The following is a 20393-nucleotide window of genomic DNA, read 5'->3' on the forward strand; positions in this document are numbered from 1 at the left end:
TGGGCCCGAGGTCACTGAACACCCCCGAAGGGGCCGTCCGCCATCCGTGGTGCGGGCGGCCCCTTCGGCGTGCGGCGACCGCCCCCGGCGGGTGGCATGCGCACGTATTTTGCCCGGTCGTGACGGCCGCGCGGGACTGGACTGCGCCTCCCGGCGTGTTTACGTGGTGGCAGGACATTCCGGGATCACCGTCACGGAGGTGTGCATCATGGCTGACGCCGCGCCGCGGCTCCATGGGCTCGTCGAACAGTTGCTGGGGGCTCCGTTCCCGCTGCGCATCCGCGCCTGGGACGGTTCGCAGGCGGGCCCGCCCGGAGCCCCCGTCCTCGTCGCACACCACCGCAGAGCCCTGCGCCGTCTCCTCTTCAAGCCCGGCGAACTGGGGCTCGCACGCGCCTGGGTGGCCGGCGACGTGGACATCGAGGGCGACCTGTACACCGCGGTCGACCTGCTCTCCGATCTCGTCTGGGAGCGCGGCGAGGACGCGCGCACCCTCTCCCGGGCCCTGCGCGACCCCCGCTTCCGTGCGGCCGTCCGCGGCCTGCTGAAACTCGCCGGGCCCCCGCTGCCGCCCGCCCCGCCCCGCGAGGAGGTCCGCAGCGCGCGGCACCGGCACAGCCGGCGCTCCGACAGACGCGCCGTCAGCCACCACTACGACGTCGGCAACGACTTCTACGCGCTGGTCCTCGGCCCGTCCATGGTCTACTCGTGCGCCTACTGGGAGACCCCGGACGGCGCCCTCGAGGACGCCCAGCGCGACAAGCTCGAACTCGTCTGCCGCAAACTCGCCCTGAGACCCGGTCAGCGGCTCCTGGACGTCGGCTGCGGCTGGGGCTCGATGGCGGTCCACGCGGCCCGCGAGCACGGGGCGCACGTCGTCGGGATCACGCTCTCGCAGGAGCAGGCGGCCTACGCCCGCAAGCGCGTCGCCGAGGCAGGCCTCACCGACCGGGTCGAGATCCGCGTCCAGGACTACCGGGACGTCGCCGACGGCCCGTACGACGCCGTCTCCTCCATCGGCATGGCCGAACACGTCGGCTCCGACCGGTATCTCGCGTACGCGCGCGCCCTGCACGCGCTGGTGCGGCCGGGCGGCCGACTGCTCAACCACCAGATCGCCCGCCGCCCGCAGCGCGACGAGTCGGCCTACGACGTGGACGCCTTCATCGACGCCTACGTCTTCCCGGACGGCGAACTCGCCCCCGTCGGCACCACCGTCGCCCAGCTCGAACGGGCGGGCTTCGAGGTCCGCGACGTCGAGTCGATCCGTGAGCACTACGCCCTCACCCTGCGCCGCTGGGTGACCCGTCTGGAGGACGGCTGGGACCGGGCCGTCCGGCTGGCCGGGCCCGGCCGCGCCCGCGTCTGGCGGCTCTACATGGCCGCCTCCGCGGTCGCCTTCGAACGCAACCGCATCGGCGTCAACCAGGTCCTGGCCGTCCGGACGCCGGAGTCCGGGGAGTCCGGGCTGCCGCTGCGCGCCCGCACCTGGAACTGACGGGGACGGCAGAAGGGCCCGGCGCCGAGGAGACGACGCCGGGCCCGACCGCTGCCGCCGCTACTCGGACTTGATCGCCGTCAGCATGTTCAGCCGGGACGCCCGCCGGGCCGGCCAGAGCGCCGCCAGGATGCCCACCGTCGCCGCGAGCGCCAGGAAGACCGCCATCCGGCCCCAGGGCACCACGAGTTCGTAGGTGGCCATCTTCGTGCCGAGCAGTTCGCCCGCCGCCCAGCCGAAGAACACGCCGAGGCCGATGCCGAGCACCCCGCCGAAGAGCGCGATCACCAGCGACTCCAGCCGCACCATCCGCTTGACCGACCGCCGGTCCAGGCCGATCGCCCGCAGCATGCCGATCTCCTGGGAGCGCTCGAACACGGACATCGCGAGGGTGTTGACGACCCCCAGCACCGCGACGACGACCGCCATCGCGAGCAGCCCGTAGAGCATGTTCAGCAGCAGCGTGAACATCTTCGCGATCTCGTCGGAGAGGTCCTGCTTGCTCTGGACCTTGATGGCCGGGTTGGAGCCGAGGGCCTTCTCCAGCCGGTCCTTGGCGCCGTCCGAGACGCCGCCGGACGTCTTGACCATGACCTGCATGTCGGACGGGTCCTCGACGTGCGGCGTCAGCGCGGAGTTGTCGAGGAGGATGCCCCGGATCAGCTCGTTGCTCTCGTACACCCCGGCGACCGTCAGCCGCTGTTCCCTGCCGTCCTCGTAGTGCACCGTGAAGACCGAACCGGCCTTCCAGCCCTCGTACTTCGCCGTGCCCGCGTCCACGACGACCTGGGAGCCGCCCACCGTGAAGGCGCCGTCGTCCATCGGAAGGTCGGTGAGCTCGCCGAAGGCGGAGCCGGTGACGCCGGTGAGGTACTCGGTTTCGCCGTTGATGCGAGCGGGCGCGTTGCGCATCGGGCTGGTGGCGGTCACCCCGTCGACGGTCTTCAGTTTCGCGTCGACGTCCGGGGAGAGCTGGTTCCCGTTGGCCATCGACACGACGTAGTCGGCCTTGATCGCGGCGGACGCCATCTTGTCGATGGACTTCTGCAGGCTGCCCGCCATCACCGTCATACCGGTGATCAGCGTCAGGCCGATCATCAGCGCGGACGCGGTGGCCGCCGTGCGGCGCGGGTTGCGCACCGAGTTCTGCCGGGCCAGTTTCCCGGACACCCCGAAGACGCGCAGGACCGGCGCGGAGGCCGCGATCAGCGGGCGGGACAGCAGCGGGGTGAGGATGAAGACGCCGATGATCAGCAGAACGGCGCCGAGGCCCATGGGAGCCTGGCCGTCGGAGCCGTCCATCGCCGTCGCGGCGAGGACGACGGCGACGCCCGCCGCCGAGAACAGCGCGCCCAGGGTGTTGCGCAGCACCAGCGACCTGGTGGTCGCGGCGGCGTGCACGCTGCTCATCGCGGCGACCGGCGGGATCTTCGCGGCCCTGCGCCCGGGCAGCCAGGCCGCCACCATGGTGATGACGATGCCCACGGCCATGGCGGTGGCGACCGTGCCGGGCGTGACGACGAGCGGGCCGTCGGGGACGGTCGCCCCGAGCGTCCCGAGCAGCGAGCGCAGCCCCGCGCCGATGCCGATGCCGGCGACCAGCCCGGTCACGCCCGCGACGGTGCCGACCACGAACGCCTCGATCAGCACGGACCGGGTGACCTGGCGGCGGGAGGCGCCGACGGCCCGCATGAGTGCGAGTTCCTTGGTGCGCTGGGCGACCAGCATCGTGAAGGTGTTGGCGATGATGAAGGTGCCGACGAACAGCGCGATGCCGGCGAAGACCAGCAGCCCCTGCTTCATTCCGCTCATCGATGCGGAGATCGCCTCGGCCTGGTCGTCCGCCAGTTGACGGCCGGTGGTGGTCTCGACCCGGTCCTTGGGCAGGGCGGCGTCCAGCGCGGACTTCAGCGCGCTCTGCGAGGTCCCGGCGGCCGCGCGGACGTCGATCTCGTCGTAGGCGCCGGGCTTGCCGAACAGCGTCTGCGCGCTCGCCGTGTCGAACAGGGCGAGGCTGCCGCCGGCGGCGACGTTGCCGTCGTCGGTGGTGAATATGCCGACGATCTTCGGGGTGAGGACGGGGCCGTCCACCGAGATCCGCACGGTGTCGCCGACCTCGTAGCCGGCCCGATCGGCGGTCCGCGAGTCGATGAGGACCTCGTCCCTGCCGCGCGGCGCGTGCCCGGAGACGAGCGGGTACCGGGCGTCCTTCTCGCCCCAGTAGTTGCCGCCCTGCGACTGGAAGCCGCCGCCGACGAGCTTGCCGTCCTTGTCGGCGATGGCGGTGAAGCCGTTGACGACGCCGATCGCGGACGCCGCACCCGGGACCTTCGCGCTCTGCTCCAGCAGCTCCCGGGTCAGATCGGGCGTCTTGACGATGCGGTCGCCGACGTCCGGCTGGGACTCGGCGGAGATGGCGACGTCTACCTGGTCGAAGCCCTTGGCGGAGCTGTTCTGGAGAGCGTTGGACAGGGTGTTGGTGAAGACCAGGGTCCCCGACACGAAGGCCACGCCGAGCATCACGGCGAGCACGGTCATCAGGAGCCGGGCCTTGTGCGCGAGGACGTTGCGCAAGGCGGTACGGAACATGGGTGGTGTCTTCTCAGTCCTGCTCGTCGGCGAGCGGTCGGTCCCGGTCGGGGATCAGCTGGTGCGGCCCTTGGCGTCGAAGCGCTTCATACGGTCGAGCACCGACTCGGCGGTCGGGCCGTGCACCTCGTCCACGATCCGTCCGTCCGCGAGGAAGACGACCCGGTCCGCGTAGGCGGCGGCCACCGGGTCGTGGGTCACCATCACCACGGTCTGCCCCAGCTCCCGCACGGAGTTGCGCAGGAAGCCCAGCACCTCCGCGCCGGAGCGCGAGTCGAGGTTGCCGGTCGGCTCGTCGCCGAAGATGATCTCGGGGCGGGAGGCCAGGGCGCGGGCGACGGCGACCCGCTGCTGCTGGCCGCCGGAGAGCTGCGAGGGCCGGTGGCCCAGCCGGTCGGCGAGGCCGACCATGGCGATGACCTTTTCCAGCCACTCCTTGTCCGGCTTGCGGCCCGCGATGTCCATCGGGAGCGTGATGTTCTCCTTGGCCGTCAGCGTCGGCAGCAGGTTGAACGCCTGGAAGATGAACCCGATCTTGTCCCGGCGGAGCTTGGTGAGCTGCTTGTCCTTCAGCGAGCCGAGCTCGGTGTCGCCGATCCGCACGGAGCCGGAGGAGAAGGTGTCGAGACCGGCAACGCAGTGCATCAGGGTGGACTTGCCGGAGCCGGACGGCCCCATGATCGCGGTGAACTCGGCCTGCCGGAAGTCGACCGACACCCGGTCCAGGGCGACCACCTGGGTCTCGCCCTGTCCGTAGATCTTCGACAGGTCCGTGGCGCGCGCGGCCACGGCGGTGGACCGCTCGGTGAGGGGGCTGGTGGTCACGGGAAACGGGCTCCTGACGAAACGGTGGGTCTTCCGGGGACTGACCCATCGTCCCGTCCGTCCGTCGCCGTGTAGTCAGCCGCTGTTCCGGTTCTGAGGGCAGACTCCGGATGGACCGGGGGCCCCGAGCGTCATACCTGGGGATGACCCCGTGCCCTCCCCGCGACGGGCCTGCGGGACGGTCGTGCGGGACGGCCCTCAGGGACGGTCCGGCCCGACGAGATGTCAAGAACCGGTGGAGCAACCTCGTCCGGACGGTGAAATTCCGTCATTCCGCATACGCAAGCGGTTTCCGCGCGCCACGCTACTGGCAAGTGCTGATGGCCGGTGCCGTGTACTGATGCACCCTCAGACGTCAATAAAATAAGACAACATGAGGTCTGCTCGTCCGCTGTTCGGGGGACGGATCCCGATAGGGTCGGAAGCTCCAGCGGAGCCTTGGGCCTGCCCAGATGGTGGAATGCAGACACGGCGAGCTTAAACCTCGCTGCCCCTACGTGGGCGTGCCGGTTCAAGTCCGGCTCTGGGCACTTCCGCGGTCACCGTGTGTGACGCTCGGAGACGACGAGTTGCGAAAGGGGTCGCCGGCCACCGCCGGCCGGCCCCTGATGCACGTCCGGCCCCTTCTTTCGCGCCCGCGGCGCCCTGCCCGCACGCCCGCGTCCACGCCCCGTCCGCCGCGAGCGGCCCGGGGAGCGCCGACCGTTGACACCCGGAACGCGGGAGCGCAGACTCGGAGCAGGATCGTACAGTGAAGAAATTTTCACTGTACGAACAAAGGCGCCGGCCGTCGCGGGCCCGACCCCTCTGCGGGGATCCCGCGGGCCCGGCGCCGGCCCCCGTCCCTGTCCTCCCCGTCCCAGAAGGGAATCGCCCGATGCGCACGACCGTCGGCATCGTCGGCGCCGGCCCCGCCGGCCTCCTCCTCGCCCGTCTGCTGCACAACGCCGGCGTCGACTCGGTCGTGCTGGAGAGCCGTGACCGCGCCTACGTCGAACAGCGCCAGCGCGCCGGGATCCTGGAACAGGGCACGGTGGACGTGCTGCGCGCGGCGGGCGCCGGGGAGCGCATGGACCGCGAGGGCCTGCGGCACGACGGCATAGAGCTGCGGTTCGACCGCCGCCGTCACCGCGTCGACTTCCCCGCGCTCACCGGCGGCCGGTCGGTGACCGTCTACGCCCAGACCGAGGTGTGCAAGGACCTCATCGCCCTCCAGCTCAAGGAGGGCGGCCCGCTGCTGTTCGAGGCGGAGGCCCTGGCCGTGGAGGACGCCGACACCGACCACCCCCGCGTCCGCTTCCGCCACCAGGGCGTCGAGGACGTCCTGGAGTGCGACTACGTCGTCGGCTGCGACGGCTTCTGGGGCGTCGCCCGCAGGGCCGTCCCCGCCGAAGTGAGCCGCACCTTCGAACGGTCCTACCCGTTCGGCTGGCTCGGCGTCCTCGCCGACGTGCCGCCCTCCCACGACGAGCTGGTCTACGCCCGCCACGACCGCGGGTTCGCCCTGCTGTCCATGCGCTCCCCGTCCGTCTCGCGTCTCTACCTCCAGGTGCCCGAGGGCACGGACGCCGAGTCGTGGAGCGACGAGGAGATCTGGGACGAGCTGGAGCGCCGGTTCGCCACCGACGACGGCTGGCGGCTGGAGCGCGGTCCGATCACCCAGAAGTCGGTCACCCCGATGCGCTCCTACGTCCACGAGCCCATGCGGCACGGCCGGCTCTTCCTCGCGGGCGACGCGGCCCACATCGTGCCGCCCACCGGGGCGAAGGGCCTCAACCTGGCCGTGGGGGACGTGGTCACCTTCGCCCGGGCGCTGACCCGGCTGCGGGAGACGGGGTCGAGTGAACTGCTGGACGCCTACTCCGCGACCTGTCTGCGGCGCGTGTGGCAGGCCGAGCGCTTCTCCTACGACATGACGACCCTGCTCCACCCGGCGCCGGACGCGGAGCCCTTCGACAGCCGCCTCCAGCTCGCCCGTCTCGAGCGGCTCGCCTCCTCCCGGGCCGCCGAGACCGATCTCGCCGAGGGGTACACCGGGTTCTCGTTCGAATGACCGAACGCCGCGGCCCGTCCGGTCTCCGTGCGGTACCGGGCATGTCGCGGCTTGGTCATGATCGGGGACCTTCCGTGCCGGGAATCACCACGGGACGTAGCGTGTTGCGCAGCAACAAGAGGGAAAGATCCTCCCCAAGCACTAGGGTCAATCCTTTGCCTACCCATTACCCTTGAGCTCAAGGCCGCGCAGTGCGGCCATGGAGGAGTGCAATGAGGAGCAGAAACCCGGTCTTCTCGCGACGGGGGTTCAGCCGCGACAACGGCTACGCGGGCTTCAACGCCGCGCCGCAGGCCGGGGGACCCGCAGTCGGCACGCAGCAGGGCAACCCGTACGCCCAGCCGGCCGGCAACCCGTACGCGCAGAACCCGTACGCCCAGCAGGGGCTGCACGGCGCCCCGCCGCAGGCCCCGGCCGCCACCGGCCGCATGACGATGGACGACGTCGTCGCGCGCACCGCGACGACGCTCGGCACCGTGGTCGTCACGGCGATCCTGTCGTGGCTGCTGCTGCCGGTCGACGACGCCAACATCGGCAAGTCGTACGGCATCGCCATCGGCGCCGGTCTGGTCGCGATGGTGCTCGCCCTGGTCCAGTCGTTCAAGCGGCGCCCGGCGCCCGCGCTGATCCTGTCGTACGCCGCGTTCGAGGGCGTCTTCCTGGGCGTGATCTCCAGCGCGGTCTCCACCTACATCGCGGACGGCGTCGTCGCCCAGGCGGTGCTCGGCACCATGGCGGTCTTCGCCGGCGTGCTCGTGGCCTACAAGGCAGGCTGGATCCGCGTCAACCGTCGCTTCTACGGCTTCGTGATGGCCGCCGCGATCGGTTTCGTCCTGCTGATGATGGTGAACCTGCTGTTCGCGGTCTTCGGCGGCGGTGACGGCCTCGGCTTCCGCAGCGGCGGCCTGGGCATCGTGTTCGGCATCATCGGCATCATCCTCGGCGCCTGCTTCCTCGCTCTGGACTTCAAGCAGGTCGAGGACGGCGTGGCCTACGGCGCCCCGCGCGAGGAGGCCTGGCTGGCCGCCTTCGGCCTCACGATGACGCTGGTGTGGATCTACATGGAGTTCCTGCGACTCCTGTCCATCCTCAACAGCGACTGAGCGAAGAGCCGGCCGACGGCGCGCGAGCGCCGGCGCACGACGGCGGGAAGGGCCCCGGGATCGCGATCCCGGGGCCCTTCTCCGTGTCGTGTGCGCGCTAGAGCAGTTTGCGCGCGGCCCTCCTCAGGTCGTACTCGTGGATGATCGCCTTGGCGTGGCCGTACGCGAGGTTGTGCTCGGCGCGCAGCCAGCTGACCTTCTCCTCGAAGCGGAGAGCGGGGCCTTCGTCGACGGTGCGCAGCCAGTCGGCGACTTCACGACCGGTGCAGTGGGGGATGCGGGCGAGAATGTTGCGGTGGGTCTCCTCGGAGAGGACATGGGACATCGGCGCCTCCGGTAGCAAAGGGGATGTAAGCCGGTCCTCAGGTCACCGTGCCTGACTGTTCGCCCGTTGGCAACAGTCCCGCTGCGACGCGTAGTCTCGCGGCGTGGCTGATACGACGTCCCTGACCCGTGCGGTGGATCACTTCGCCGATCGTCTGCGCGCCGCCCCGCAGAGCCGGCTGCAGCGAGGAGCGGCCGCCGAGGCGCTGGCCCTGGCCAGGGAGCTGGCCCGGCGGACCCAGCTCATCGAGGAGCCCGGGACGCCGCTGCGGGAGATGCCCGACGCCGGCATGTTCGCCGCCGCCGACCAGATCACCGTCGCCGCGCACGACCTGGCCCTCGTGCTCACGGACGAGGGCCAGGTCGACGAGGCCGTGGAGTTGGTGGCGCAGGCGCAGAAGCGGGCCGGCGTGTGACGCCGGGGACCCGCGGGACGCTCACAGGCTCGCTATGACGCGGTCCGCCAGGATGTAGACGTTGTCCCCGCCGCACTGGAACGTCAGGGTGTAGGCGCCCGAGATGCCCGATCCGCCGAGCAGGAACGGCGTCTGGCCGGCGGTCAGCGCCGCGGAGAGCCGTTCGGCCGTCTCGCGGTGGCCCGGGGTCATGCAGAGCGTGGTGCCGTCGGCGAAGACGTAGACGTCCAGAGTGCCGAGCGGGCCGGGCCGGACGTCGGTGAGCTCGATCTGCGACGAGGCGAGCTCCTCGAGGGCGGCGACCGTGCGCTCGTGGTCGTTGACGACCGGTGACTGCACCGGCACGAAGTCCGGGTGGGACGGGTGCCGGCGGCGGGCCGCGGCCAGTTCGGGGGACTCCCCGGCGAATTCCCCGGCCAGTTCCCCGGCGAACTCGTCGGCGTCCGCGGCCGACTCGGCCACCGGCTCCAGCGGCTCCAGGCCCAGCAGGTCGGCCTGGCGGGGCAGGAACAGCTCACTGTCCGGCAGGCCCAGCAGCGACGGGGCGTCGGAGGCGTCACGCGCCTCCTGGGCGGCCCAGAACGCGCGCGCCTCGGCGAGCTCCCGCTCCCGCTCCTCGGCGAGCGCCTCGGCGACCGCGGCGCGTATCTCGGCCGCGTCGGCGGTGGTGCGGGCGGCCGGGACGAAGCCGCGCAGATCCGCCGCGGCGTCCTCGGCGTTCCTGGCGAGCTGGAGGTGCAGGGCGGCGACCTGTCGGCGCAACTGCATGAGGGTGCGCAGGACGGCGACGCCCACGGCGCCCGTGGCGGCCGTGGTGACCAGCAAGGCGATCGGCATGGCGCTCACTGACGTACTCCCGGTTTCAAGTCGACCCCCGACTTCCTACATCAGCTTGAAGGGCGGACTATCCAGCTGTCAGTGCGTAACGTCACGAAACGGGCAGGACTTTGGTCCTCCGGTTTACTGCCGAAAGGCGCTGAGCTGGGTGAACCCCTCCGGGGAGGGAGATAGGTCACATCCTGGGGGAGATTGGATCACAGAATGGCCCGGAGTCCGGGTGCTTTCCGGACTCCGGGCCATTTCGTCACAGCAGGTGCTGAAGCGGTCACTCAGGGGTGGTTCAGCTGAGGCGCTCGATGACCATCGCCATGCCCTGGCCGCCGCCGACGCACATGGTCTCCAGGCCGAACTGCTTGTCGTGGAACTGGAGGGAGTTGATCAGCGTGCCGGTGATGCGGGCGCCCGTCATGCCGAAGGGGTGGCCGACGGCGATGGCGCCGCCGTTGACGTTCAGCTTGTCGAGGTCGATGCCCAGGTCGCGGTAGGACGGGATCACCTGGGCGGCGAACGCCTCGTTGATCTCGACCAGGTCGATGTCGTCGATGGTGAGACCGGCCCGGCGCAGGGCCTGGTTGCTCGCGTCGACCGGGCCGAGGCCCATGATCTCGGGGGACAGGCCCGAGACGCCGGTGGAGACGATGCGGGCGAGCGGGGTGAGGCCGAGCTCGCGGGCCTTGGTGTCGCTCATGATCACGACCGCGGCGGCGCCGTCGTTGAGCGGGCAGCAGTTGCCGGCGGTGACCAGGCCGTCGGGGCGGAAGACCGGCTTCAGGCCCTGGACGCCCTCGAGGGTGACGCCGGCGCGCGGGCCGTCGTCCTTGGAGACGACCGTGCCGTCGGGGGTCGTCACCGGGGTGATCTCGCGCTCCCAGAAGCCGTTCTTGAGGGCCTCCTCGGCGAGGTTCTGCGAGCGGACGCCGAACTCGTCCATGTCCTGGCGGGTCACGCCCTTCACGCGGGCGAGGTTCTCGGCGGTCTGCCCCATGGCGATGTAGGCGTCCGGGACGAGGCCGTCCTCGCGCGGGTCGTGCCAGGTGGTGCCCTCCTGGGCCGCGACGGCCGCGGTGCGGGCCTCGGCCTCGGCGAAGAACGGGTTGCGGGTGTCCGGCAGGCTGTCGGAGTTGCCCTTCGCGAACCGGGAGACCATCTCGACGCCCGCCGAGATGAAGACGTCGCCCTCGCCGGCCTTGATGGCGTGCAGCGCCATCCGGCTGGTCTGCAGGGAGGAGGAGCAGTAGCGGGTGATCGTGCAGCCGGGAAGGTGGTCCATCCCCATCTGCACGGCCACGATCCGGCCGAGGTTGTTGCCCTGCTCGCCGCCGGGCAGACCGCAGCCGAGCATCAGGTCGTCGATGTCCCGCGGGTCGAGCTCGGGGACCTTGGCGAGGGCCGCCTGGATGATCGTGGCGGTGAGGTCGTCCGGGCGCAGGTCCTTCAGGGAGCCCTTGAAAGCGCGGCCGATGGGCGAGCGGGCGGTCGAGACGATGACGGCTTCGGGCATCACGGCTCCATTGGCGAGGTTCTTACGGGGACGGCTTCCTGGGAAGTTACCCGTACGTATGGGCTGGGTCACGGGGATGACGGTGTGACCCTGACCGCAATTTACTAAGCGCTTGCTTTTGCCTCCGGCGGTGGGCGGGACGGTGCGGGTGGGGCGCGGGCCGCGGGGGCTCCGGCCCCAGACCCCCTCCGCCCCTGAACCGGCCTCGTCCTCGAACGCCGGACGGGCCGGCGTCGGACGGGCCGGCGGGCCGGGGCCCGGTCGGGTCGGCGGTCCGCGGCCCGGGGCCCGGTCGGGTCGGGGGTCAGGCGTTGGTCGGGGACGTCGGTTCGGATTCCGGTACCCGCCGGCGGCGACGGCGCTTCAGCAGGGCCCAGGGGCCCCGGGGGCCCGTCGGCATCGCGGCCGTCACCTCGGTGCCGGGCTCCGAGGCCGCTTCCGCCGCCGCCCGGGCGACCGGCAGGAACCCCTCGTGGCGGGAGGCGTCCGGACGCTCCTCGTCGGCCGGCCAGAGGCCGAGGGCCGCGCAGACCGTGGGGAGGACCGCCATCGCCGCCGTCGCGTACCCCTCCGCCGACGGGTGGTAGTGGTCGGGGCCGAACAGCTCGCGCGGATTCGCCTCGAACTCGGGGCCGAGCAGGTCGCCCAGCGACACCGTGCGGCCGCCCTGCTCGACCGTGCCGATCGTCTGGGCCGCCGCCAGCTGGCGGGATGCCCGGCGGGCCAGCCACCGCAGGGGCTGCTGGACCGGCTCGATCGTGCCCAGGTCGGGGCAGGTGCCGACGACGACCTCCGCGCCGGCCGTGCGCAGCCGCCGTACCGCCGCGGCCAGATGCCGCACCGAGCGGGTCGGGGGCATCCGGTGGGTCACGTCGTTCGCGCCGATCATGATCACGCAGACGTCGGGCGCCCCGTCGGCGTCCGACAGGACCAGCGCGACCTGCCGGTCCAGGTCGTCGGACTGGGCCCCCGGCAGAGCCACGTTGCGCAACTCCACGGGACGCTCGGCGACCGCCGCCAGCCCGGAGGCCAGCAGGGCGCCCGGCGTCTGACCCGAGCGGTGCACCCCCTGGCCCGCCGCCGTGGAATCGCCCAGCATCGTCAGCCGCAGGGGCTCCCTGCCGGGCCCGGGGGCGTCATAGGCGACGCCGTAGCGGCCGTCCGCCTGGGGGACGTGCGGATGCGCCCCGTTGTTCACCTGACGCCGGGCCAGGTGCATCTCGGCCAGCACCAGGCCGGCCGCCGCCGCGCCGGCCAGCCCGAGCCCGCCGCCGCCGTAGGCCGCGCCGGCCGCGATGCGCCGGGCCACTCTCGCCCTCGACATGCTCGTCATGCCTCGACGCCACCTCCTCGTGTCCGTACACCCACTCCTTGCCCCGTACGGACGGTCGTCCAATCTCGACGAGGAGTGAACATGCCGCTCCGGTCAGAGCCCGACCCGTACTCTGGCGTAACCACTACGACCACTGTTTTTGCAAGCAACCGGAGACAACGGTGCAATTCCACGACTCGATGATCAGCCTCGTCGGCAACACCCCGCTGGTGAAGCTCAACAGCGTGACCAAGGGCATCCGGGCGACCGTCCTGGCCAAGGTGGAGTACTTCAACCCGGGCGGCTCCGTGAAGGACCGCATCGCCCTGCGCATGATCGAGGCCGCCGAGAAGAGCGGGGAGCTCAGGCCCGGCGGCACGATCGTCGAGCCGACCAGCGGGAACACCGGTGTGGGGCTCGCCATCGTGGCCCAGCAGAAGGGGTACCACTGCATCTTCGTGTGCCCCGACAAGGTGTCCACCGACAAGATCAACGTGCTGCGGGCCTACGGCGCCGAGGTCGTGGTCTGCCCCACCGCCGTGGACCCCGAGCACCCGGACTCCTACTACAACGTCTCCGACCGGCTGGTGCGCGAGACGCCGGGCGCGTGGAAGCCGGACCAGTACTCCAACGCGAACAACCCGCTCTCCCACTACCACTCCACCGGCCCCGAGCTGTGGGAGCAGACCGAGGGCCGGATCACCCACTTCGTGGCGGGCGTCGGCACGGGCGGCACCATCTCGGGCACCGGTCGCTACCTGAAGGACGCCAGCGAAGGCCGCGTCCAGATCGTGGGCGCCGACCCGGAGGGGTCCGTGTACTCCGGCGGCTCCGGACGGCCGTACCTCGTCGAGGGCGTCGGCGAGGACTTCTGGCCGACCGCCTACGACCGGACCGTCGCCGACGAGATCGTCGCGGTGTCCGACAAGGACTCCTTCCAGATGACCCGGCGGCTCGCCAAGGAGGAGGGCCTGCTGGTCGGCGGCTCCTGCGGCATGGCCGTGGTCGCCGCGCTGCGGGTCGCCGAGCGGCTCGGCCCGGACGACGTCGTGGTCGTGCTCCTGCCCGACAGCGGCCGCGGCTACCTGAGCAAGATCTTCAACGACGAGTGGATGGCCGACTACGGCTTCCTCGAGGACGAGGGCCCCAGCGCCCGCGTCGCCGACGTCCTCAACGACAAGGTGCACGGCGCCATCCCGTCCCTCGTCCACATGCACCCGGACGAGACCGTCGGCGAGGCCATCGAGGTGCTGCGCGAGTACGGCGTCTCGCAGATGCCGATCGTGAAGCCGGGCGCGGGCCACCCCGACGTCATGGCCGCCGAGGTCGTCGGATCGGTCGTGGAGCGGGAACTGCTCGACGCCCTGTTCACCCAGCGGGCCTCGCTCGGCGACCCGCTGGAGAAGCACATGTCCGCGCCCCTGCCGCAGGTCGGCTCCGGCGAGCCGGTCGGCGACCTGATGTCCGTGCTCGGCACCGCCGACGCGGCGATCGTCCTCGTCGAGGGCAAGCCCACCGGGGTCGTCAGCCGCCAGGACCTGCTGGCCTTCCTGGCCAAGGGCGGGAAGTGACGTCTGCGTGACAGGGGCCGTGATCGCAGGGAAACCTGCGGTGAACGGCCCCTTCGGGCGCTGAACCTCCGTTTCCCCACCGAAGTGGTGGACTTCGCGGAAGTGGTACGCGCGCGTCACGTCCACGCAGCACCCGGTTAACACGCGTCCGGCATCTTTGTGGATGTCGGCAGGGAGCGGCTCCCCGGTCGGCACCGAAACGGCGTCACGGACCTCCGGAGCGGCTCCCGGACCTTCCACGGACGCCATGGACGCGGCGACCCGGCCTGACCCGGCCCGCGTCCCTCGCGGGGACCGCCGTCGTCCCGCCCCCCGGCAACGGGGGTGCGGCGGTCCCCGCGCACAGCCCTTCCCCGCGCACACCGCACTTCCGGCGCACGGTTCTCACCGCGCTGCCCCCGCCCCGCCAGGCCCCCGCACGCCCTCGGCCTGCGGGGGCCTCGTGCCGCCGGTCACTCCTCCCAGTCGCCGCCCTTCGAGGAGCGGCCCCGGCCGGCGAAGAGAGCGGGGTTGCTGCGGGCGGCCTGGACCACGTTGACGCCGACGATGCCCACCCAGGAGACGATGAGGCCCGGCAGCCCCTCGACGCCCACGCCGATCGCGGACAGCGGGACCGCCAGCACCAGCGTGACGATGCCGAAGCCGAAGCGCTCGCCCCACGAGTCCGTCGCCTTCGGCGAGCGGGAGTCGCGGGCCGCAGCCATCTGCTGCTCCGCGAACTGCCGCCGCACCCGGCGCTCCACCGCGCTGTCGATGCGCTGGTCGACCTTCTCCAGGAACGAGTCCACCAGCGCGGACTCGTACTCCTCGCCGAGTTCCCTGCGGGTCTGCAGGGTGGCGTCCAGGTCCTTCCTCAGGTCCGTGTCCCGCGCTTCCATGGTGGTCTCCCGTCCCGTCATGGGCACCAGGCTAGAGAGAGCGCCCGCCCGTCGCACTGGGGATAGCCCCCGTGTCCGGGGTCGGGGCCGCCGGGTCGTCGCGGCCCTCGCCGCCGGGGCCACGGCAGGGCGCGACGGCGGCCGGCGGCCCGGCGGTTCCGGCCGCGCGGCGTGAGACGGCCGCCGTCGTGGAAACCCGGTGAGCCCGACGACCGCACCCGGCTAGGCTGCTCCGTCCTGACCAGGCCTTGGAGGTCCTTCACCATGAGCAGCACCCCGCCCTTTCCCGACCGGATCGAGCTCGTGGGGGAAGGCCTCGTCCTGCGCGACTGGACCGAGGACGACCTGGCGGAGATGCCCGATCTGTTCGACCACCCCGACATCGCGTACTGGACGCCGATCGTCTCCCCCTTCGACGCGGCGGCCGCCCGTGCGCGGCTGGACCGGGCCCGGCTGCTGAGGACGGAGGGCACGACCATCCTGCTCGCCGTCACCGTCGACGGCCACGCCCCGCTCGGCGAGGTGATGCTGCGCCGGTCCCCCGAGGGCGCGGAGATCGGCTACGCCGTCGGCCCGGCGCACCGCGGCCGGGGACTGGCCGTGCGGGCGGTGCGCGTCATGGCCGCGTACGCCTTCGAGCAGCTGGACGTGGCACAGGTCGTCCTGGAGCTGGAGGCCGAGAACGCCGCGAGCGTCGCCGTGGCCACGAGGGCGGGCTTCCGGCTGCTCGACGTGCCGCTGATCGAGGGGGAGGAGAAAGGCCGGCCGTACGTCCTGCAGACCTGGGGCCTGAAACGCTCCGCCTGACCTGTACCGGGGGCGCAGTCTGCCGACGGAGCCGCGACGACTGCAAGGTGCGGGAGACCTCGGGACTGTCACGTGCCCTCCTCTGTGCGAGGGCGGCCCTCACCGGCTTCGGGGCCTCGGGTCTCCCTTGCCTGGCTGTATGACGTCATGCAGAGTGCGTCGTAGCTGAATAAGCTCGTCGACGGCTCGGTTGCGGGCGGCTGAAGGGGGAAGCGGGCATGAGCGCGGAGACGGACGCGGGAACGGGAGCGGGGCCGCGGCGAGGGCCGGGTGAGGGCGTGCCGGGTGCGGCGCCCCCGGACAGCCCGGCGGCACGGCTGCAGTCGCTCTTCGAAGGCCATCGGCTGACGCCCACCCAGCGGCGCATCGCGCACAGCATGGTGCGGCGCGCCGCCGACGTGCCGTTCCTGTCCAGCGTGGAGCTGGCCGAACTGGCCGGGGTCAGCCAGCCGTCCGTGACCCGCTTCGCGGTCGCCCTCGGCTTCGACGGCTATCCCGCCCTGCGCAAGCACCTGCGCGAGGTCGCCCCCGCCGACCGGACGCCGGGCTCGGCCTCGTACAACGCCTACCAGCAGGCCGTCCAGGCCGAGATCGAGAACCTGCGGCACCTGGCGGATCTGCTCGCCGATCCGCGGCCCGTGCAGCAGGCGGGACGGCTGCTGGCGGCCTCGCGGCCGCTGCCGGTGCTCGGACTGCGGGCCGCCGCCTCGCAGGCGTACGGCTTCGCCTACTTCGCCGCCAAGGTGCATCCCGACGTACGGCTGCTGCACGAGGGCGGCACGATGATCCACGACCGGATCGACGCCGCCGTCCGGGCCGGTGCGTCCGCGCTGCTCTGCTTCGCGCTGCCCCGCCACCCGCGGGAGGTCGTCGACACCCTCGCCTACGCCAGGGAGGCCGGGCTGAGCGTGGTGACGGTCGCCGACTCCGCGTTCGCGCCGGTGGCCAAGGTCTCCGACCTGCTGCTGCCGGCCGCCGTCGGCACGGGTCTCGCCTTCGACACGGCGTGCGCGCCGATGCTGCTGGGGCGGGTGCTGCTGGAGGCGATGTGCGACGACCTGCCCGACGCGCAGGCCCGGCTGGAGGAGTTCGACGCACGGGCGGCGACGCGCGGCCTCTTCGTGGAGTAGCGACCCCGCCCCGGTCGCCGGACTCCAGGTCCGCCGGACTCCACGTTCGCCCGGCTCCCGGTTCGGCGGACTCTCAGACTCGTCTCACGTTCGCTGACTACGCTGAACGGCCACGAGAGGGAGCCGGAGTGACGAGGAGGCGGACGTGGCGCGCGGAGGACAGGGGCTGGCTCGGGTGGCCGTCGTCGTACGGGCCGGGGCCGCGCCGTTGTGGTGGTGCGGGGTGTTCGCGGCCGGGGTCGGGGTTCTGGCGCCCGGCCTGACCGGGCGGCGGATCGGGGTGTGGGCCGGGGCCGCGCTGTTCCTCGTGGCCGCGGCGGTCACGGCGGTGCGCGGTCGCCGACGGTTCGTCGAGCTCGGGCGCGGCGCGGTCCGTGCGGGCAAGCACGACGTGCTCCAGGACCGGGCGGTGACGGTCCGCGTCTGGCGACGCGGCCACCGTCGGTGGCTGCTGCCGGCTTTCCTCGCCGCACTGGGCAGCGCGTTCGCCGTGCCCGCGGCCGGCGGCATGCTGCTCGCCGGCTGCGGAGTGGGGCTGTGGCTCAAGGCCGCCTGGCTCGGCCGGCGTGAGCGGGCCGGCGACGCGCTGCTGTGGGTGCGCGTCGACTGGCTGGACCGACGCGGCGGACGCCCCGCGGGGAAGACCGTCAAGGCGTACCGCAGCACCGGCATCGCGGCGGGCGACGCGGCTCCGGGCGGATCCCGCCGCCGCGCCGCCGCACTGGTCTGAGACGAGCCGTCAGGGCCGGTCGCCAGGGCCTGCCGTCAGGCCCTGGCGTCGTGACCGGGCCGGTCCGTCACACCTCGAGGTCCTCCTCGATCCTCTTCAACTGGTGGCGGGCCATCGCCAGGTTGGCCCGTTTGGCGTCCAGCACCAGGTAGAGGAAGAGGCCGTTCCCGCCGCGGCCGCTGATCAGCCGGATCATGTGGTACTGGTCGGACAGGGTGATCAGGATGTCCTCGATCTGGGCCTTCAGCCCGAGGTGTTCCATGGTGCGCATCTTGGCGCGCACCACGTCGGTGTTGCCGGCGGCGGCGACGTTCAGGTCGAACGTCTTGCCGCCGCCCATGGTGCCCAGCGCCATGCCGCTGGTGTAGTCGACGAGCGCGACTCCGGTGGCGCCTTCGATGGAGGCGAGCGCCTCTTTCAGGCAGGTCTCGGTATTGGCCATGACTGTGCTCCTCGGTTCCTTCAACTTTCCGTGGTGGTGCGCGCGTTGGTGGTGGCTGGGCCGCGCGCCGATCTGGTCCGTACGGTCGTGGGCTTCGCGGGCGTCCGCACCGGCGCCTTCGCGGGCGGCTTGGGCGGGGTCTTCACGGGCGCGGCCGCCGCGGCCGCCCGCGCCTTCGCCTCCCGCGCGTCGACCAGCTCCCCGATGCGGGCGCCGGCCCGGCGTCCCTCGAGGTGCAGCCGGCCGACGTTGACGCGGTCCTGTGCGAGCAGCGTCAGTACGGCGTTCTCGCCGGCCGAGTACGTCGAGACGTAGCCGTAGCGGCCGCGCACGAGCAGCTCGCGGAAGTCTCCCTGGCCGGTTGTGTCCGCCATCCGCACCGCCACGCCGAGGGCGGCGGCGGTCAGCGCGGCGACCACCTCCGGCTCGACGCCCGGGGTGTCGTGGGCGAGGACGAGTCCGTCCACACCGGCCGCGAGTGCGCCGGTCAGCTGGGGCACCCGCGCCCGCAGCCGCTTCAGCTCGTCGAGTATCTCGGGCGCGGAAGCCATCAGCTCGCTCCTCTCGGCGCGTGGTCGCTGCCGTTCAAAGGGCCTCCAGCGCATCCCTGAGCCTCTTCAGCAGAGTGATGTCGGGGTCGTTGACGCGGGGCAGGGCGATGCCCTGCGGGGCGCCGGGGACGGGGGGTGCGGGGAGTCCCGCGGCGGCGGGGGCGCCGCTAGTCGGGGGGCCGGCCGCCGGGCCGCCGGGCGCGTGCGCTGCGGCGGCGGGGTCTGCGGCGGTGGGGGACCCGGTCGCGGGGAGTGCGTGGCGGGGCGGGAATCCGGTCGGCAGGCGGTGCGGCCCGGGCGGCGGAAAGAGGGCGGTGAGCAGGCCCGCCGCCGCCAGCCGTCGGGCGTCCACCAGTGTGTGGAAGGCCTGCCGGCCCAGCTCGCGGGCGATGTCCGGCGCGGTGCGTATCCCGTCGGCCAGGGCGAGCACCGCGCTCTGGCGGGCGGTCGGCGCGGGCGAGGCGACGGTCTCGGCGCGACGCAGGGGTGATCCGTCGGTCGCCGGGTCGGGCCACAGCCGGTCCAGCAGCGCGCGCCGGCGCAGCGTCTCGCGCTCGAGCGCGCCGACCGGGACGGGGCTGAGGGCGCCGAGCCGGTGCCGGGCGCCGTAGTGGAAGCGGCCCGGCGTGCTGCTGGGGGCGAGTGCGAAGTACGCCGCGTCGAACACGGCCTCCAGGTGGCACAGTTCCAGGGCGCCGCGGGGGACCCGGCCGGCGTCGAGCAGCAGTCGGGTGACGTCGTACTCCTCGTCGGCCCGCTCGACGGCGTCCTGCCAGACGGCGGGGGAGAGGGTGCCGTGGGTCAGGAGGAGCACGTCGAGGCCGGGGGCGAGGGGACTCTCGGCGTGCACCACCCGCCCCTCGGCGAGGTAGAGCGAGCCGCGCTCACGCTCCAGGACGCCGGTCGCCCGTTCGGCGGCGAGGCGGTTCAGCATCGGCGACAGCCCGCCGCCCTGCCCCTGCGCCGCCGACTTCTCCCGTACGGGCAGCCGGGGCGGCGGGGTGGTGCCGGGCGGGGTCGTTCTCACCGCCGTCATCCCAGCACCAGCCGTTCGGCCATCTCGCCCAGCCTGATCCGGGCCAGTGCGAGGTTGCCGTCCGACCGGGCCAGCCACACGTGCAGGAACACGCTGCTGTCGAAGGACGTCGGCACGAAGCGGAGCACGTGGTAGCTGTCCCGGTTGCTGATGATCAGGTCCTCGACCGGGGGGTCGGCGGGCGCCGCCGGGACGGCCCCGCTCGCGCCCTCGCCGCCTTCCAGGCCGTCGCGGCCGAAGGGGCCGTCGTGGCCGTCCGGTGTGAACGCCCGCTGCTCCGCCGTCAGCCGGGCGACCTCCGCGGCTTCGGCGGCCGCCGCCTCGTGGTCGCCGCCGGGGAACTCCCCGACCGCGCCCAGGGCCAGCCCGCTCGTCCAGTCGACCAGCGCTGCGCCGCGTGCGCCGGGCAGCCGCATGGCCTCCAGTAGACACTCGTCGATTCCGGGCACCGTTGACTCCCCCTCCCGCCCGCCGTTCGGCTGAGTGATGAAGAAGCTACGCAACGTGTGCGTCGGGGGTGAGTCTTCTGGCATTTTCCCGCGGAACATGCGCAGTGGTGACTAAGGTGGGTCGACTGACCACTTTCCGTGCCCGCGGTGACGCCTCGTGCGTCCCTTCAACACCGCGCCCACGGGTGCGCGCCACGGCGCGCGGGCTCGCACAGGGTGGTGAAGGCGGTGCCGTACGCCCCGACGGGGCGCGCCCGATCCCCTTTCCCTGTCGTTCTCCGCCCCTCTTTTCGTCGCGCGTCGACGGTCCCTCCGGCCGCCTCCGGCGGGCTGTCCTG

At 72.4% G+C, this 20393-nt stretch carries 19 protein-coding genes and 1 tRNA gene; 9 read left to right on the forward strand and 11 right to left on the reverse strand.

Annotated features, from left to right (window positions below):
- Positions 1-208 precede the first annotated feature (208 nt).
- Entirely contained in the window at positions 209-1498 is a 1290-nt protein-coding gene (locus ACH4ZA_RS08215) for a class I SAM-dependent methyltransferase (protein ID WP_319279799.1), read from the forward strand.
- A gap of 60 nt (positions 1499-1558) precedes the next feature.
- Here ACH4ZA_RS08215 and ACH4ZA_RS08220 read toward each other — a convergent pair whose 3' ends face one another.
- Complete coding sequence (locus ACH4ZA_RS08220) at positions 1559-4087, reverse strand: ABC transporter permease (RefSeq protein WP_319279798.1); 2529 nt, start codon at positions 4085-4087, stop codon at positions 1559-1561.
- A gap of 54 nt (positions 4088-4141) precedes the next feature.
- Positions 4142-4912 carry an ABC transporter ATP-binding protein gene (locus ACH4ZA_RS08225; protein WP_319279797.1) on the reverse strand — a complete coding sequence of 257 codons (771 nt, stop codon included), beginning with the start codon at positions 4910-4912 and terminating at the stop codon, positions 4142-4144.
- Between the two features lie 446 nt (positions 4913-5358).
- Here ACH4ZA_RS08225 and ACH4ZA_RS08230 point away from each other — a divergent pair.
- The 3 genes from ACH4ZA_RS08230 (at position 5359) to ACH4ZA_RS08240 (ending at position 8068) form a co-directional block, all read left to right on the forward strand.
- Positions 5359-5442: transfer RNA gene (locus ACH4ZA_RS08230), tRNA-Leu, on the forward strand.
- A 347-nt stretch (positions 5443-5789) separates the two neighbouring features.
- A complete protein-coding gene (locus ACH4ZA_RS08235) occupies positions 5790-6965 on the forward strand; it encodes a 4-hydroxybenzoate 3-monooxygenase (RefSeq protein ID WP_398428525.1) in 1176 nt (391 codons plus the stop codon).
- A 212-nt stretch (positions 6966-7177) separates the two neighbouring features.
- The gene (locus tag ACH4ZA_RS08240) at positions 7178-8068 is read left to right on the forward strand and encodes a Bax inhibitor-1/YccA family protein (RefSeq protein ID WP_319279793.1); all 891 of its coding nucleotides are present in this window, start codon (positions 7178-7180) and stop codon (positions 8066-8068) included.
- 97 nt (positions 8069-8165) lie between these two features.
- Here ACH4ZA_RS08240 and ACH4ZA_RS08245 read toward each other — a convergent pair whose 3' ends face one another.
- Complete coding sequence (locus tag ACH4ZA_RS08245) at positions 8166-8393, reverse strand: DUF4287 domain-containing protein (RefSeq protein WP_020128488.1); 228 nt, start codon at positions 8391-8393, stop codon at positions 8166-8168.
- Between the two features lie 103 nt (positions 8394-8496).
- On the opposite strand from ACH4ZA_RS08245, the gene ACH4ZA_RS08250 reads away from it, so the two are divergent.
- Positions 8497-8808, forward strand: coding sequence for a hypothetical protein (locus ACH4ZA_RS08250; RefSeq protein ID WP_266721324.1), 312 nt, complete (start codon positions 8497-8499; stop codon positions 8806-8808).
- A gap of 21 nt (positions 8809-8829) precedes the next feature.
- Here ACH4ZA_RS08250 and ACH4ZA_RS08255 read toward each other — a convergent pair whose 3' ends face one another.
- The 3 genes from ACH4ZA_RS08255 to ACH4ZA_RS08265 all read right to left on the reverse strand — a co-directional run bounded on the left by ACH4ZA_RS08255 (position 8830) and on the right by ACH4ZA_RS08265 (position 12482).
- The gene (locus tag ACH4ZA_RS08255; RefSeq protein WP_319279824.1) at positions 8830-9645 is read right to left on the reverse strand and encodes a hypothetical protein; all 816 of its coding nucleotides are present in this window, start codon (positions 9643-9645) and stop codon (positions 8830-8832) included.
- 283 nt (positions 9646-9928) lie between these two features.
- Positions 9929-11149, reverse strand: coding sequence for an acetyl-CoA C-acetyltransferase (locus ACH4ZA_RS08260; RefSeq protein WP_319279790.1), 1221 nt, complete (start codon positions 11147-11149; stop codon positions 9929-9931).
- Between the two features lie 304 nt (positions 11150-11453).
- Positions 11454-12482, reverse strand: coding sequence for an SGNH/GDSL hydrolase family protein (locus ACH4ZA_RS08265; protein ID WP_319279788.1), 1029 nt, complete (start codon positions 12480-12482; stop codon positions 11454-11456).
- A gap of 161 nt (positions 12483-12643) precedes the next feature.
- Between ACH4ZA_RS08265 and ACH4ZA_RS08270 the strand changes: the two genes are divergently transcribed.
- A complete protein-coding gene (locus ACH4ZA_RS08270; protein WP_319279786.1) occupies positions 12644-14032 on the forward strand; it encodes a cystathionine beta-synthase in 1389 nt (462 codons plus the stop codon).
- A gap of 452 nt (positions 14033-14484) precedes the next feature.
- Here the strand turns inward: ACH4ZA_RS08270 and ACH4ZA_RS08275 are convergent, their stop codons facing one another.
- Complete coding sequence (locus tag ACH4ZA_RS08275) at positions 14485-14910, reverse strand: hypothetical protein (RefSeq protein WP_319279822.1); 426 nt, start codon at positions 14908-14910, stop codon at positions 14485-14487.
- 264 nt (positions 14911-15174) lie between these two features.
- Here ACH4ZA_RS08275 and ACH4ZA_RS08280 point away from each other — a divergent pair, with 264 nt between their 5' ends.
- From ACH4ZA_RS08280 to ACH4ZA_RS08290, 3 genes are all read left to right on the forward strand, one after another.
- The gene (locus ACH4ZA_RS08280) at positions 15175-15717 is read left to right on the forward strand and encodes a GNAT family N-acetyltransferase (protein ID WP_319279784.1); all 543 of its coding nucleotides are present in this window, start codon (positions 15175-15177) and stop codon (positions 15715-15717) included.
- Between the two features lie 218 nt (positions 15718-15935).
- Complete coding sequence (locus tag ACH4ZA_RS08285; RefSeq protein WP_398428527.1) at positions 15936-16847, forward strand: MurR/RpiR family transcriptional regulator; 912 nt, start codon at positions 15936-15938, stop codon at positions 16845-16847.
- Positions 16848-16992: 145 nt separating this feature from the next.
- The gene (locus ACH4ZA_RS08290) at positions 16993-17577 is read left to right on the forward strand and encodes a hypothetical protein (RefSeq protein WP_319279782.1); all 585 of its coding nucleotides are present in this window, start codon (positions 16993-16995) and stop codon (positions 17575-17577) included.
- 67 nt (positions 17578-17644) lie between these two features.
- On the opposite strand, the gene ACH4ZA_RS08295 is transcribed toward ACH4ZA_RS08290, so the two are convergent.
- Genes ACH4ZA_RS08295 through ACH4ZA_RS08310 form a run of 4 tightly spaced genes read right to left on the reverse strand, consistent with a single transcriptional unit; the run spans position 17645 to position 20055 of the window.
- The gene (locus ACH4ZA_RS08295; protein WP_057578582.1) at positions 17645-18019 is read right to left on the reverse strand and encodes a hypothetical protein; all 375 of its coding nucleotides are present in this window, start codon (positions 18017-18019) and stop codon (positions 17645-17647) included.
- Between the two features lie 20 nt (positions 18020-18039).
- Complete coding sequence (locus ACH4ZA_RS08300) at positions 18040-18570, reverse strand: roadblock/LC7 domain-containing protein (protein WP_319279780.1); 531 nt, start codon at positions 18568-18570, stop codon at positions 18040-18042.
- A gap of 34 nt (positions 18571-18604) precedes the next feature.
- Positions 18605-19606 carry a transcriptional regulator gene (locus ACH4ZA_RS08305; protein WP_398428528.1) on the reverse strand — a complete coding sequence of 334 codons (1002 nt, stop codon included), beginning with the start codon at positions 19604-19606 and terminating at the stop codon, positions 18605-18607.
- On the reverse strand, positions 19603-20055 hold the full coding sequence (locus ACH4ZA_RS08310) for a hypothetical protein (protein ID WP_319279776.1): 453 nt from the start codon (positions 20053-20055) through the stop codon (positions 19603-19605). Before ACH4ZA_RS08310 ends, ACH4ZA_RS08305 begins: the two co-directional genes overlap by 4 nt.
- Between the last annotated feature and the right edge of the window lie 338 nt (positions 20056-20393).

It is taken from the genome of Streptomyces sp. NPDC020597, from assembly GCF_044335095.1.
Lineage (GTDB): Bacteria > Actinomycetota > Actinomycetes > Streptomycetales > Streptomycetaceae > Streptomyces.